Origin of the sequence: Labilithrix luteola (genome assembly GCF_001263205.1) — a bacterium.
GTDB classification, from domain to species: domain Bacteria; phylum Myxococcota_A; class Polyangia; order Polyangiales; family Polyangiaceae; genus Labilithrix; species Labilithrix luteola.
Genome location: NZ_CP012333.1, coordinates 4,239,923 through 4,254,743 on the forward strand (window position 1 = coordinate 4,239,923; position 14,821 = coordinate 4,254,743).

The window sequence follows — 14,821 nt, forward strand, 5'->3', positions numbered from 1 at the left end:
AAAGGATTTCCCCCCCGGCTAGAGCCCGCAGGCGCTTAGCGAAGCGCTGGTCAGAAGCCGTGCCGGAGCCTTTGTTGACGAGTGTAGGCGAAAGCCTCTAGGTTTTTATGTAGGTCAACGTAGGCATGACGCTTTCGAGCCTCTTCAGCCCCGCGCGGGCACGTAACACGACGCCCGACAGCGGAATCGTCGAAGCTTCCCCGCGCGTCGGGCAGGCTCCTCGAAACGAACCGGTGTTCTCACCGAAGCGGAGTCCGAGCGAGCCGCTCTCGCTCCCTTCGGCCGTTCGTCCACCGGGATCGCTTCCGTCCAACACGCGTTTGACGAACGTGCTCGGCGCGCAGCCTCAGAGCTTCGCGCGGGGTCGCGAGGTCGCGGCGCTGCTCCTTTGGACGTTCGCCATCTTCCTCTCGCTCGCCTTGAGCTCGTACGCGGGCGATCCGCAGGCGAACCTCGCCGCGGCACTGCCCGACGCGCCTCCGCCCATCACGGGTGAGGACTGGGTGGGCCCTGTCGGTGCCGTCGTCGCGCGTGCATTCGTCACGCTGGTCGGCGTCGCTGCGTGGGTCGTGCCGCTCGAAGCGGTGCTGCTCGGTATCCCCTTCGTGCGCGGCAAGCGCAGCAACGTCACCGCGACGCGTCTCGCGGGCGACATCCTGATGGTCGTCATCGGCGCCGCGCTCGTGCAGGTCGGCGGCCCCGGCAAGATGCTCTTCGGAAAGCATCCGGCAGGCGGCATGGTCGGCGAGCTCTTCGGCGAGGTCGCCCGTTCGCTCTTCTCGACGATCGGGTCGTTCCTCGTCGGCTTCGCGCTGATCGGTCTCATTCTCATCGGCCGCGCGTCGTTCTCGTTCATCGCGCTCATGCGCTGGCTCGCGCGCCTCGGCACCATGTCGGCGGAGAAGACCGCCAACGGTGCGCGCTCGGTGGCCGATGCGTGGCGCACGGCACGCGAGCTCGAACGCGAGAAGGAAGAGCAGCGCCGCCGAGACGATGAGCCGCTCATCGAGCTTCGCGGCGGGGGCGAGGCGACCATCCTCGCCCCGCACGACGAGGACGGCGACGATCTCTTGCCGGAGAGCGATCGCTCCGGCGTCGTCCATCGTTCACGCGTCATGGGCGAGGTGTTCCCCGAGGAAAACCCGCTCGTCGTCATGGGCGGGGAGGCCACGTCCATCGAGCCGAAGCGCAAGCCGCGCCGTCGCAAGGTCGACCCGACGGCTCTCGTGGGCGTCGAGACGCCGAAGAGCGACGACGTCGCCTTCGAAATCGAAGCGAAAGAAGCGCCGAAGCCGCGCCGCTCGCGTGCCCGCAAGCCGCCCGAGGTGATCGAGGAGGAGCTCGCCGCCGAGGAAGAGGCCGAGTCCGAGGAAGAAGAAGAGTCGGACGAGCCCGAGATCGAAGAGGCGCCGCCCGCACGCGGTCGTTCGCGCCGCAAGAAGACCGACGCCGAGGCGGAGTCCGAGTCCGTGGCGCGCGCCGTCATGGACGACGCACCGCCCAGCAACGAGTCGCTCGCCGTCACGCCGCTCGAGGGGCTCGAGGTCGCGTCGAAGGCCAAGGCGAAGCGCACGCCGCCGGCGAAGAAGCCTGCCGAGATCACGATCGTCGACACGTCCGCCGCGCTCGAGAAGGACACGCCCATCGAGCCCGCGCCCGAGCCGAAGAAGCCCGCCGTCGTCGCCAAGAAGTCCTCGGCCGGCTCGCCACAGTTCACGCTCCCCCCGCTCCACATGCTCGTGGCAGCGAAGCCCGAAGTCGGCCCGACGTTCGACGAGGAGAAGCTCCGTCGCAACGCCGAGCTCCTCGTCAAGACGCTTGCGGACTACAAGGTTACCGGCAAGGTCGAAGAGATCCTCCCGGGACCGGTCGTCACCACGTTCGAGGTCTCGCCCGTCGCCGGCACGAAGGTGAGCAAGGTCGCCGCGCTCGCGGACGATCTCGCGCTCGCCCTCGCCAAGAAGGTGCGTATCGTCGCGCCTATTCCGGGGAAGAACCGCATCGGCTTCGAGCTCCCGAACGAGAAACGCGTTCCGGTCAATCTCCGCGACCTCGTCGAAGACCGCCGCTTCCAGAGCCTCGACGTTCCGCTCCCCGTCGTGCTCGGTCGCGACATCGTCGGCAATCCCGTCTACGCGGACCTCGCGAGTATGCCGCACGCGATCGTCGCCGGTGCGACGGGCGCCGGTAAGAGCGTCGGTCTCAACGTCATGCTCACGTCGCTCCTCTTCCGGCGCACGCCCGAAGAGCTGCGTATGCTCATGATCGACCCGAAGGTCGTCGAGCTCGCGCCGTACGACCGCATCCCGCACATGCTCCTGCCGGTCGTCACCGACATGAAGCAGGCGTCGAACGCGCTCAAGTGGGCGGTCGACGAGATGGAGCGCCGCTATCAGCTCTTCGCGGACGCCGGCACGAAGAACATCGGCACCTACAACGGCTGGGTGAAGCGCGTTCGCGCCGGCGAGATCAAGAACCCGCTGCCCAAGGTCATCCAGGGCAAGGACTTCAACGGCCTCCCCGACCAGCTCTCGGTGAGCTTCGACGATCCGGAAGGCGAGCAGCCGCTGCCCGAGACGTTGCCCATGATCGTGATCGTCGTCGACGAGTTCGCCGACCTCATGATGCAGCAGGGCAAGGAAGTCGAAGCGTGCGTCGCGCGTCTCGCGCAGAAGGCCCGCGCCGCCGGCATGCACGTCATCCTCGCGACGCAGCGTCCGAGCGTCGACGTCATCACCGGCATGATCAAGGCGAACTTCCCCACGCGTATCGCGTATCGCGTGGCCCAGAAGATCGACTCGCGCACGATTCTCGATGAGCAGGGCGCCGAGCACCTCCTCGGTCGCGGCGACATGCTCATCAAGCTCAACGGCACGAACGAGACGAAGCGCGTCCAGTGCCCGTGGGTCAGCGAAGAAGAAGTGCAGGAGGTCACCGACTTCCTCCGCTCGCAGGGTGAGCCCGTTTACGACGAGAACATCCTCAAGCCGCGCGACGAGGAAGGCGCGGGTGAGGACGACGACGACGGCGAGCAAGACGCGATGTACGACGACGCCGTGCGCATCGTCGCCGAGACGCGCCGCTGCTCGACCTCGTGGCTGCAGCGCAAGCTCGGCCTCGGCTACAACCGCGCGGCCCGCATCGTCGAGACGATGGAGCGGCGCGGCCTCGTTGGCCCCGCGAACGGCTCGAAGGACCGCGAAGTCCTCATCGCCCCGATCTGACGAGCGCGCGGCACGCCTCTCTCTCGGGCCGCACGACCTTCGTGCCACTCGAAATTGCGTCGGGCTTGTACGAACGGCATTCGTGTTGGAATCGGTTGTCTCGCGAAGTGACAATCGTCGATACGAGGATTCGAGTGATTTGTGTGGACCCGAGTCGTCGATCAGACTTGCGCCCATGCGTCGAACAGGAATCTTCGTTGCGCTCCCCGCGTTCGTATCCGCACTACTCGTCTCTTCCGTCGCCGCGGCGACGACGTATCAAGTAGGGCCCACGCGCACGAACAAGAACCTCGGCGCCATCGCGAACAGCCTCAAGGCGGGGGACGTCGTCGAGGTCGACGGCAATGCGACGTATCCGGCCGTCACCTTCGAGAAGTCCGGAACGTCGGCGTCGAAGATCACCATTCGCGGCATCAAGGTGGGCGGCAAACGCCCGATCATCAGCGGCGGAACGAATACGATCGAGGCCTCGGGCGACCACTACGTCTTCGAGGGCCTCGAGATCACGGGCGGCTCGTTCCGCTGCTTCTTCCACCACGCCGACGACATCACGATTCGCGATTCCGTCGTCCACGATTGTCCGAAGCAAGGGATTCTCGGAGCCGACAACGACTCCGGCTCGATGCTCCTCGAGTACACCGAAGTCTATGCGTGCGGTGGTGGCGACAAAGACCACCAGGTCTACATGGCAACCGACGAGGTCGCGCATCCCGGCTCCGTCTTCCGCATGCAGTTCTGCTACGTGCACGACGCCAACGGCGGCAACAGCGTCAAATCGCGCGCCGAACGAAATGAGATTTACTACAACTGGATCGAAGGGGCGCTCTACCACGAGCTCGAGCTCATCGGCCCCGATCCCGCGGGCGGCGTCGACGCTAGTTTGAAGCGTGAGGACTCGGACGTCGTCGGCAACGTCTTGAAGAAGACTTCGAACTTCTTCTTCGCGCGCGTCGGTGGTGATGGAACGGGCGAGTCCAAAGGTCGCTATCGCTTCATGAACAATACCTTCATCGGAGCGGGGGCGAGCTCGACTGCATTCCGCGTTTTCGACGGAATCGATTCTGTCGAAATGCACGACAACGTCTTTTGGTGGTCGGGCGGTACGTTCAACTTGATGCGAACCGCGGAGGCGTCGTGGGTCGCGGGCGAGCAAGTGTCGGGAATCGACAATTGGATTCGCACCGGCTCGGCCGCGGTGCCTGCGGGCTGGACGGGAACCCTGACAGGGACCGACCCGCTCTTCGTGAATGCCGCCGCGAACGACTTCACGCCGAAAGCGAACAGTCCGCTCGTCGACAAGGGGACGACGACGACGGCCAGCCCAGCAGGCCACGCGTTTCCGTCGCCGCTCGCCAAGCCGCTCTTCCATCCTCCGCGTCGCACGCTGATGGCGCCTGGCACCGCGGAGCCACGCCCGGAGGTCGGCGTCATCGACATCGGCGCATTCGAATACGGCACGGGCCCGTTCGACGCGGGCGTGCCGGATTCGGGCTCACCCGAGCCCGATGGCGGCTCTTCGGGATCCGATGGCGGCATGGATCCCGACGGTGGGTCCTCGCCCCTCGCAGACGGCGGTTCGTCGTCGGGCGGCTCGAGCGGCTCCTCGGGGACGGGGTCGTCCGGTGGCTCGAGCGGCTCGTCCGGCTCGAGTGGTGGTGGCTCGTCCAACGGAGGAGTCGGTCCGGTCGCGCCCGAGTCGGGAGGCGGTGGCGACGATTCGTCGTCGAGCGGCTGTGGCGTCGGAGGTCACGCCGGAGGAGGTGGCGGTGCGCTCCTCGTCGTCGCCGCGTGGCTCCTCGCCCGACGTCGCGCGCGCGCGAATTAGCCGGGTCGAGGTCATTCCTTCGATTCGGGATTCGCGCGGAACGCGTACCCGGCGGCAAGGCAAGCGACGAGCAGAACGAAGCCGGAGGCAATGCACGTCGCTCCCCATTCGACGAGCGAGTGGGGAGCAGGAACCACGCGCGCCTGCACGACGAAGTGTGTCCATACGAGGGTGAGCGGTGCATACGCGAGCCGCGCTCGCATGCGCCACGCGACGAGAACGACGGCAAGCGAGATGAGCACGTCCACCGCGAGGACGTGCGAAGGCCACGGGCCCGACGTCCAGCGCATGGTCCACGCCGAAAGGTAGAGGGCGAAGAGCGCGGCGACCACGTACCGACGGTGATGACCGCACGCCTCGGCTTCGGCCAAGCGAACGCCATGGAACACGAGCGTGCTTGCCACCATGACGGCAGACGCCGAAAACGAAGATGGTGAGACCAGCGCGAGCGCCAGGGCGCCGGCAACGGTGGCCCAAATCTGCCGCTCGCTGCGGAGCCAGGGGACCACGAGAACCGGCGCTGCCAGGAGAAGCGCACTTCGCGACAGGTGGTATTGCGTGGACCAGAAGAGGACGTGCAGGCCGAGCAGCGACCCCCACACGAGCCAGGTCGCGCGCGTCGTTCGACGCAAGACGGTGGCTGCCCATGGGTCGAGTGCCACGACGCTCGTGACGGCGGGCGTGCGGTGAGCGCGTTCGGCGCCGATCGACAGAGCGAGCAACCAGCCGCCCACGAGGAAGGTCGTCGTGCGCTCGTCGATGCGCGAGAGCAAATAGGGAAAGAGCGCGAGGCCGACGGCGCCGAGGCGCGTCGTCGCGAGCATCACGCGTGAAGGCCGAATGCGGAGGGCCGCTGCCAGCGTGGCAATCTTCGTCTCGAAGGCAGCGAGCCACACCAGTGTTCCGATGGCACCGGCCCAGCCAAGGTTCGGGCACGTCTCGGTGTGGAGCGTGACGTCCGCCTGATAGACCACCGTGAGCAGGCCGAGGAGCACGCCCGAGCGTCGCTGGCCGATGCGCATGAGCAGCGCGGCTCCTCCGATGAGCACGCCCGCATAGAGCTCGGCGACGGCCGCGACGCCCAGTCCACCGTAGACACTTCCGTCGTGCGATAGACCGCGCGCACAGAGGATCGTTCCTGCCAAGACGAGCGCTGCGCTCAGCAGGTAGAGCGGATTGTATTCCACGAACCAGCGATGGAAGAGTCGCCGCCAAAACGTCGTGCGCCGCTCCTCGGAACCGGGAACCATCATGCGGCGCACTCCAGCAACCGCTATGCCGCTTTCGATCTTGTAAGTATCTTCGCGAATTCACACTCGTTCGACGGAATTGGCGGACACCGTGTCAATTCCCGGCGCTCCGTCCCGCCGAATTGGCAACGTGGCGAGATCTCCACCTACCGGCGTCGGCGTACCGCGGCGAACGCGAGAATCCCTGCGCCCAACAGCCATGCGCTCGTGGAGACATTCCGTGACGCTCGCCGGCCAACCGTACATCCGCCGCCGTCGGTAGAGGACGAGGACGAGGTGGTCTCCGTCCCGCCGCTCGCGCTGTCTCCGCCCTTCGAAGTTCCCGGCTCTTCGCCCGGAGTCGCGGGAGGCGACGGAGGTGGTGATCCGGCGTAGCGATAGGCCCACACGCGGAAGCCCGAAGGGTAGTCGGTGAGGAAGATGTAGACGCCGTCGACCGGATCGAAGGCGATCTCGTGGAACGCCATGGTTCCGATCGTTCCGCCTGGAGGATCGGTCTGCATCACCACCGTGTTCCAGGACTTGGTCTTCGGATCGAAGGTGGAGAAGGAGCCGTCGATGACGGCGCCACCGATGACTTGATTGACCGTGTCGTACGCGAAGCCCGTTTCGGGCGTCGTCGGCCCCTCGGAGCCGACGAGCTCGGTGAGCGTCGAAGACTTCCATTCGGCTCGATCGAGAGCGAGCTCGAACACGCGCGTTCGATCGCCCCGCGAGAAGTAGTACATGCGGTCGGTGGCGGGCGCGTAGACCATGTTGTTCGCGTACCCGATCTCCGTCGGAACGAACTGACTTCCGAAGAAGCTGTCCGTCTTCGCGTCGTAGGCCCAGAGCCCGTAGCTCCCGAGCACCATCGTCGCCTTGGAGACAGGATCGTATTCGGCCGACGAATACCCATCCCACTCATCGAGGGTCGTGTTGCCGAAGGTCCATTTTCGTGTGGTTGGATCGTAGCCGCCGACCTTGGTCGTGATGGAGAACCCCGGCGGCGCGGGTGAGCCACTGCACACCTCTCCTCCGAGCGCACCCGAGCCCATCATCATCATGCGCGGCGGGTCGTTGACCATCACGAGCATGTCGTAGGTGTGGCGGGCAAGCGGCTGCCCCGTCGAACGCCACGAGCCGTTCGTGGTGTCCATGTTGTCGAGGTTCATCTCCGCACACGACGTCGGGGTGTACCCGCTCGACCACGTCAGCGTGGTGAAATCGAACGAGGAGACGTCGGTGCGGAGCGTTCCGGTCGACTGGGCGTGACCGCCGCCGAACATGTGCAGCTGGTGATGGATAGGGTCGTAGACCATTCCGCTGTAGTCCGTGATGGACGTGCAGCCGCCCCCCGCCCCCGCGGGATTTTCACACGTGTACTTGCCGAGGTCGATCGCGGTATTCGGTGGAATTGCCGTCAATCTCGGATTCTGCGTGGGAGCCGCGACGGCTACTGATTCCGTCGCCAAGCCGAGAGTGACGGCAAGACCGACGCTGACGGCGCGTCTGGCGCTCCTCATGCGTTTCGCTTTCGCGAGCGACGCGCCGACGCGAGAAGTCCGAGGGCCACGAAGAGGCTGGCGGCGAATTCGGGAGCCTGCCGCGCGCCGATTCGACAGCCGCATCCTCCGCTGTCGTTCGCGCCGTTGCTGCCTCCGCTCGTGCCGTCCGCGCCGTTCGCACCGATGGTGGTTCCCGGCGGAGGGGGAGGCGGAAGTGCCAGAAGGTAGCGGACGGTGTATCGGGCTTCGCGCACGTTGCCGGCGCGATCCTTCACTGTCGCGAGGACTTCGGACTCGAGATCACTCAGCGGCTGGGCGAGCTGGATCGTGGTGACACCGGCCACTTCGGCTTTTGTCGCGAGGTTGGGGCCGCATTCGCCGCCCGGCGGTGCCACGCAGACCGTGAGCGAAGCCGGATCGATGCCATCGCCGGTGTCCACGGTGCCGATTTTGAGCGCGGTGATCGTCTGACCGGAAGCGACGCCGACCAGATGAAGCGTGGGAATCAGGTTGTCCAGTTTGAAGTCGGAACCCCAGCCGGAGCCGGTATCGATCCAACGAGCGAGCGTCTGCAATTCTTCTGGCGTGGTGTCGGTGGGGTGATTCGCGCCGAAGTCCACGTCGTCGTCGAAGGACGAATCGGTTCGATTGTCCGTGCGCTGGTTCTTGGCCTTCCAGAAAAGGAGGCTTCGCCGGCTATTCGGGGTTCGGATGTATTTCGAGACTTGAGGCTTGTTGAGCGACACGTCGTGGCTGCCATGGCGCCGCAAACTCGCCGGGACGTATTTCTGATTCACGTCCAGCACGAGGCGGTAGTACGTCGAGTCGTCCTGGTTCTGTTCGACCTTCTTGAAGTCGCGCGGAATGTCGAGCCGCAGCCCGGCCTGCGCGCCCTCACCGGAGTGGCACGAGACGCATCGCCTCTCGAGAATCGGCACGATGTCCATGTCGAATTCGATCATGTACGAGAAGCCGTCGACCTCGCGCTTCTGCACGTCTGCGCCGCTTTTGCCGACCATGAGCGGGATCTTGCCGTTGCCGAGAATCGCGGTGTTGTTCCCCGGATCCAGGGCCGCGCGTGTCGACGCATACGGCAGCTTCGTGGCCGCCGCGCTGTGGACGTGACAGCCATTGCACGTCTTCGTTTCGCCCGCGCGCAGCGATTGCCAAGTCTGATCGGTATTGAGGGTGTGACCTTCGCAATCGATGCCTTGCATCAAGTACGGCGTGTCCGCGGGAAAGCGCACGCGGAACGACGTGTCCGGCATGTCGAGGCCGTCTTTCGAGCCGTCTTTCTTGCGAACCGGGAACTCGCCGAGGATGGCCACGCGCTCCCCCAAGGTCGTGGCCGACTTCCAGTACGACTCCACCTTGCGATTCGGATAGACCGCGAGAATGCGCACGCCGCACAGATCGTCGTTCGTATAATCGATCGCGTCGGTGCCGCGGTAAAACCACTCTTCGCTCTCGAAGGCGAGTGGCACGCCCGGGTTCGTCTCGCGATGGAGGATCGACGATGCGCCGAGCACACCGAACGGCGTTCCGTGCTCGAGGGAGACGTCACCGTTGCCGATCTCCGGTCGCTCGATGATGGCCGGCTTCTCGACCTGGTGAATCTGCGAATACGGGACGACCGGCTTCGCCATGAACTCGTGGAACGCGGGATCGTTCACGACGGGGACGAGCGCCGAGGGATGAGGCACGGGATTCGTTCCCGTCGTGGGCAGCTCGGCCGTGCGATAAATACCGACGTCACACATTGGCGTGTCGCCGTAGGTCTTCTGCCAATCCTTCATGAGAAGGAACTCGTAGGCACCGGTTGCCTGCGTACACATGCCGACGCCCCACGTGACGAGGAGCTTGTTGCCCGGCAGACCCGCGGGGTGACCGAGCTTGCCGGCGAACGGAAGCGGGGACGTGTAGCCGGGGATCGTCATCGGCGGAGCGGGCATCGGGCCCGATTGCAGGTCGTTCGGAGACGCCCATTCGGCGAGGCGGACCTGTCCGGGCGGGCGATACGCCGACGTGTTGGTGGCGGCGGCCTCGGCCGCGTTCATCCCTTCTTGGCCCTCGGGCGGAAGCTCGAAGCCGACGATGTTCCCGAGTCCGAGGTTGTTTCCTCGGTAGTACTCTGCGGTCCACATCCGGCCGTCCGACGTCTGCCCGAAGAAGTGCGACGACACATGGGTCGCGGCCGTCGGCTCGCTGGGCTTGGGATCGGAGAGGTGCTGACCGTACACGGCCACGGCATTCGAGCCGTCGGGCCTTTGCGCGTACATGTGGAAGAAGTTGGTCGTCGTTCCGCAACCGCCCCAGGAGTTGCCGTGGCGGTAAGGGAGCAGCCCGAATTCCTGCCACGAGGACGACACCACGCGTCCGTCGACGATCTGCATCGGATGCAGCTCTGCTCCGGCGGCGTGCGGGGCGGCGAGCTCGAGGTTTCGCCCGTCGACATCCATCGTATAGAGCTGGATGGCTCGCGCGCTGTTGTTGTCGCAGAAGTAGGGCATCGGCGCGTAGATCTCGCGGCGCGCCGAGCTGAACATCAATCGACCGTCCGAAAGCCAAGTGGGCGCGAAGTTGATGCTCTCTGGCGGATAGGGCAGTGGCGTGAGCTTTCCCGTCGCCACCTCGACGAGCACGATCTGGGCGTCCGTCGTGGCGAGCTGATAGCCGAGCAGTGGAGCTCGAAAGAAATCGCCCGCGTTCTCCGCCGCCGGATCGAAGATCGTAGGGTTGCCCGTGCCCATGAGCCGGTCGAGCTTGCCGTGGAACACGGCGAAAGCGACGGTCTTCGCGTCGAACGAAACGGAAGCATCGAGCGCTGCGCACGCGTTGTCCTCGGTGGACGTCGCGATGCAGGAATACAGAATCTTCTCCGTGCCCTTTTCGTCACGGTAGACGAGGTCGCAGGGGGCGACGAACGAGCCGGTGGTTCGCGCGGTGTCGGGTAACGTTTCGTTCAGTTCGCCTGCCATCGGCAGGGTGACCGTCGCGCTCGACGCCACGCCGCCCTTCACGAGCGTGCCGGTGACGGTGGTGGGGCCGTGTCCGCGCGGGCAGCGAGAATAGACAATCGGTACTTCGTCGGCGTGCGCGGTCTCGGACCACGCGAGGACCGCCGAGGCGCCTGTCATCGCCCGCAGACCGAGAGACAGGGAGGCTCGTAGTTTCGTCGAACGTGCGCGCTTTCGCATCGGCCGGCGAAGTAGCAACCGGTATGCCGCATGAGATTTCTCGCAGTCGCTCTTGGCCCTGCGCCATCGTCACGCTCGCCTGCCTTCGGCGATGCGGGGCCCAGCCCGCATTGCATGTAGGGCTCGGCCCGCATTGCACTTGTTGTGTTTGGGAGGGCCGTAACAGTGGCGTCAAAGTCGTCATTTGATAGCGTGACCGTGTGCAACCCACGCTTCGTACTCGGCGTAGGCGAGTCGGTCCTCGATGTGCGCAACTCGCACTCGTCGCATTCGCGGGACTGGCGCCTCGCATCGCGCATGCGCAGTCGGCAAGCGACAAGGCGCTCGCCGAAACGTTGTTCCGTGAAGGTCGCACGTTGATGGGCGCCGGACAGATCGACGAGGCCTGCGCGAAGCTCGAGGGCAGTTACCGCCTGGAGCCGAAGACCGGGACGCTCACGAATCTTGCCGCATGTCATGACATGCAGGGCAAGAGCGCAAGCGCATGGGCGGAGTTCACCGAAGCCGCCGCTCAAGCGGCGCACGCGCATCGCACGAGTATCGAGCAGCTCGCCCGCGGACGAGCGACGGATCTCGAGACGAAGCTCTCTCGACTCACGCTTCGTCTGAGCCACCCCGATCCGAACGTGGCCATCACGATCGACGGTCGGCGCATCATCAACGAAGCCATCGGCACTCCGCTCCCGCTCGATCCCGGCAATCACAAAGTCGTCGCCACGTCCGGTGAAGCCGTGTGGTCTGGGGAAGTGACCATCGTGGAAGGGCCGGCGAGCGCGGAGCTCGTGATTCCCGAACTGCAGGTCCCTGCCAAAGTGACCCCGGCCATCGAGCCGCTGCACGTCGAGCCGAAGATCGAAAAGCCTTCGCCGGCGAAATCGAGCGGCGGAACGATTCGCCCGATGGCCACCTACGGTGCGCTAGCCGTTGGCGTCGTCGGTATTGGCGTCGGAACCGTGTTCGGTCTGGAGACGCTCTCGACGAAGAGCGACGCCGATGCGCTCTGTCACGGCTCGGTGTGCACGCAGCACGGCTATGACCTGCAAGAAGATGCGCGTTCCTCGGCGACGCTGTCGACGATCGGTTTCGGTGTCGGTCTCGTTGCGGCGGGCGTGGGAGTGTATCTGCTCGTGACGAGCCCCAAGGCAGCGAGTCCGAGCACGGCGGCATACGTCGGTCCCAATCGATGGGGATTCGCGGGGCAGTTTTGAGATGAGGTATTCGTTCTTCAAACGAGCGTCGATTGGATTGGCGTTCATGACTGTCGCCGTTGCCTGTGTGCAATGTGCGCTGATTGCCGGGTTCGAATCGTCGTATACGGTCGACGGACTCTCGGATGCCGATACCGCCTCCGACGCGGGCGTGCGCGATGGTGACGTCGTGAGCGATTCGGAGTCGTCGACGGATGGCTCGCGGCCTCCGACGCCCACCTTCGGTGACGCATCGATTCTCGCGAGCGGTGAAAAGTCGCCGTTCGGTGGAATTGCCGTCGATCAAGACTCTGTCTATTGGACTCTTGCCGCGGCGGACGCCGGAGTCCGCGCGATTCGAAAAGACGGAGACGGCGGCGTTCACGATCTCGTGACAGGACTCACCGGAATCCCTCAGGAGATGGTCTCCATTCCGAACGACACCGTCTACTGGCGCGTCACGGAGCGGTTCTGCGTCAGCTTCCTCTGCGGTCCCGGGGCCTCCGGGTCCTTCGGCCCCTGCGAGTCGAGGCCTCGCAGGCTTCGAACCGACGGGCGCCGCACGTACGTGCTCGCTCGCGACGAGGTTAACTACAACTATCCGATCTACGTCGTGCCGAAGGGTTGCGCCGCCAGCATGAGCGCGTCGAAGCGCATCGACATCGACGCGGGGCCAGCCTACGTGGACATCGTGCCCGATCCCTCGGGTACTCGCATCTACGCGGTAGCCGATGGCGCCATCGACTGCATCTCGGTGGCGGACGCGACGCGCGTGCACGTGGTCGACGCCGACTGGCTCGACTTCGCCGCCGACGACACGCATCTCTATTGGTTGACGCCGTCGGAGCTCCACCGTTGCACGCTCGGCAGTGCGACGGCTTGCGCCCCTTGCACCGACAACGAGGTCGTCTCCACGACGCAAGCCAGCTCTCGGCCGTCACTCGTACTCCAGGGTAACCAGCTCTACTGGGTCACGGACGACGGTGTGTGGATGGTCGACAAGGACGCGCCGGCAAATACCTCGGCCACCGCCTTGGCCACCGGGCAGGCGTTTCCCACGGCCCTTGCGGTCGATGCTACGGGTGTCTACTGGGTGAACGGAGGCGACGGAACCGTGGTGCACCGGCCACGGTGATAGACTCGCCGTCGTGTCCGCCGATCGCGCGCCGTCTCTGTCGTCCCTGGAGACGAGCAAGTCCGACCAGATCAGGGTCGTAGGGCGCTACGCGCTTCATCGGGAGATCGCCTCGGGCGGCATGGCCACCGTGCACCTCGGGCGCTTGCTCGGTCCGGTCGGCTTTTCGCGAACGGTTGCCATCAAGCGCCTGCACGCGCAGTTTGCTCGCGAGCCCGAGTTCGTCTCGATGTTCCTCGACGAGGCGCGGCTCGCCGCCCGGATTCGACATCCGAACGTCGCTTCCACGCTCGATGTGGTCGCGGCCGACGGCGAGATCTTCCTCGTGATGGAGTACATCCAGGGAGAAGCGCTTTCGAACCTGCTCCGTGCCGCCAAGAATCGCGGAGAGCGCATTCCGCCGCGCGTTGCGGCGTCCATCGTCGTTGGCTGTCTGCACGGCTTGCACGCCGCGCACGAAGCACGTGACGAACACGGCGCGCCGCTCGACATCGTGCATCGAGACGTCTCTCCCCAAAACATGCTCGTCGGCGTCGACGGCCTCCCTCACTTGCTGGATTTCGGCATCGCGCGCGCCGCGGGGCGCCTCGTGACCACACGCGAAGGACAGATCAAAGGGAAGTTCGCGTACATGGCTCCCGAGCAGCTGCACGGCGAGCGCGCCACTCGCAAATCCGATCTCTTCGGTGCGGGCGTGGTGCTTTGGGAGACGTTGACGAGTCAGCGTCTGTTCGACGGCGAGACCACAGCGGCGATCCTCGAGCGCGTCCTCTTCGCGGAGATCCCGAGTGCGCGATCGCTCAATCCCGATTTGCCGGAGAGCATCGACTCGCTGCTTCGGAAAGCTCTCGCGCGGGCTCCAGCCGAACGTTTCTCGACGGCACGCGAGATGGCGCTCGCCCTCGAGGAGACGCTCGGCGTCGCATCGCCCACCGAGGTCTCGGCGTGGCTGGACAAGGCGGCGCGTGATTCGCTCGCGGCGCGTTCAGCGGTTTTGGCGGAGGTCGAGAGCTCGAGCACGCCGGTGCCGGAGCCGCAGGCATCTCCGTCGCCACCGCCGAAGGCTTTGCCTGAACGGGTCACGTCCGAGCGTGTCGTCGAGGCGACGGAGCGGCGGGCCCCGCCGGCGGAAGCGGTCTTGGACGCCCCGCGACCACCGCCGATGGCGCGTTCCGGCTTCCGCGTGGCGATGACGATGAGCGTCGGGATCGTCATTGGCGTGCTTGCGGCAATCTTCGCGCTGCGTTCGCACGCGTCGGCAAAGAGCCAAGCGGCAACGTCGTCAACTCCGACGGTTCCGTCGTCGTCACCCTCGGTGACGGTCCAAGCGAGCCCTGTCGCGTCCGCGTCGACGGACGTGCCCGCTGCACCGAGCGTTTCGGCATCGAGCGCTTCTTCCGCGCCGTCGCCACGTGCCTCCGCGCCGCCCGCACAGCGAGCGCCGCGAGCAGCTCCGCGTGGAACGACGACGCCAAAAGGCTTGATGGGGCTGCCTTCGGACCGCGAGTGAACGTGC

At 65.6% G+C, this 14,821-nt stretch carries 8 protein-coding genes; 5 read left to right on the forward strand and 3 right to left on the reverse strand.

The genetic code is table 11. The features are described 5' to 3' along the window. Positions 1-125: 125 nt before the first annotated feature. The gene (locus AKJ09_RS18915) at positions 126-3,224 is read left to right on the forward strand and encodes a DNA translocase FtsK (RefSeq protein ID WP_146648600.1); all 3,099 of its coding nucleotides are present in this window, start codon (positions 126-128) and stop codon (positions 3,222-3,224) included. A 175-nt stretch (positions 3,225-3,399) separates the two neighbouring features. Continuing rightward, positions 3,400-5,049, forward strand: a complete 1,650-nt coding sequence (locus AKJ09_RS18920) for a hypothetical protein (RefSeq protein WP_146648601.1) — start codon at positions 3,400-3,402, stop codon at positions 5,047-5,049. 11 nt (positions 5,050-5,060) lie between these two features. On the opposite strand, the gene AKJ09_RS18925 is transcribed toward AKJ09_RS18920, so the two are convergent. The 3 genes from AKJ09_RS18925 to AKJ09_RS18935 form a co-directional block, all read right to left on the reverse strand. Then, positions 5,061-6,302, reverse strand: a complete 1,242-nt coding sequence (locus AKJ09_RS18925; protein WP_146648602.1) for a hypothetical protein — start codon at positions 6,300-6,302, stop codon at positions 5,061-5,063. A 143-nt stretch (positions 6,303-6,445) separates the two neighbouring features. Next, positions 6,446-7,804, reverse strand: a complete 1,359-nt coding sequence (locus tag AKJ09_RS18930; RefSeq protein ID WP_146648603.1) for a VPLPA-CTERM sorting domain-containing protein — start codon at positions 7,802-7,804, stop codon at positions 6,446-6,448. After that, the gene (locus tag AKJ09_RS18935; RefSeq protein ID WP_146648604.1) at positions 7,801-10,923 is read right to left on the reverse strand and encodes an HzsA-related protein; all 3,123 of its coding nucleotides are present in this window, start codon (positions 10,921-10,923) and stop codon (positions 7,801-7,803) included. Before AKJ09_RS18935 ends, AKJ09_RS18930 begins: the two co-directional genes overlap by 4 nt. 419 nt (positions 10,924-11,342) lie before the next feature. Between AKJ09_RS18935 and AKJ09_RS18940 the strand changes: the two genes are divergently transcribed. Genes AKJ09_RS18940 through AKJ09_RS18950 form a run of 3 tightly spaced genes read left to right on the forward strand, consistent with a single transcriptional unit; the run spans position 11,343 to position 14,815 of the window. Further along, positions 11,343-12,191 (forward strand): hypothetical protein, encoded by an 849-nt coding sequence (locus AKJ09_RS18940; RefSeq protein ID WP_146648605.1) that lies wholly within the window; start codon positions 11,343-11,345, stop codon positions 12,189-12,191. Between the two features lie 46 nt (positions 12,192-12,237). Further along, the gene (locus AKJ09_RS18945; RefSeq protein WP_146648606.1) at positions 12,238-13,305 is read left to right on the forward strand and encodes a hypothetical protein; all 1,068 of its coding nucleotides are present in this window, start codon (positions 12,238-12,240) and stop codon (positions 13,303-13,305) included. A gap of 13 nt (positions 13,306-13,318) precedes the next feature. Beyond that, positions 13,319-14,815, forward strand: a complete 1,497-nt coding sequence (locus AKJ09_RS18950) for a serine/threonine-protein kinase (RefSeq protein WP_146648607.1) — start codon at positions 13,319-13,321, stop codon at positions 14,813-14,815. Positions 14,816-14,821: the final 6 nt, after the last annotated feature.

Excerpts from the sequence above, each read along its gene's own strand:
- AKJ09_RS18945 (WP_146648606.1), top strand. The coding sequence starts at position 12,238 with ATGACTGTCGCCGTTGCCTGTGTGCAATGTGCGCTGATTGCCGGGTTC.
- AKJ09_RS18915 (WP_146648600.1), top strand. The coding sequence starts at position 126 with ATGACGCTTTCGAGCCTCTTCAGCCCCGCGCGGGCACGTAACACGACG.
- AKJ09_RS18930 (WP_146648603.1), bottom strand. The coding sequence starts at position 7,804 with ATGAGGAGCGCCAGACGCGCCGTCAGCGTCGGTCTTGCCGTCACTCTC.
- AKJ09_RS18935 (WP_146648604.1), bottom strand. The coding sequence starts at position 10,923 with ATGACAGGCGCCTCGGCGGTCCTCGCGTGGTCCGAGACCGCGCACGCC.
- AKJ09_RS18920 (WP_146648601.1), top strand. The coding sequence starts at position 3,400 with ATGCGTCGAACAGGAATCTTCGTTGCGCTCCCCGCGTTCGTATCCGCA.
- AKJ09_RS18940 (WP_146648605.1), top strand. The coding sequence starts at position 11,343 with ATGGGCGCCGGACAGATCGACGAGGCCTGCGCGAAGCTCGAGGGCAGT.
- AKJ09_RS18925 (WP_146648602.1), bottom strand. The coding sequence starts at position 6,302 with ATGATGGTTCCCGGTTCCGAGGAGCGGCGCACGACGTTTTGGCGGCGA.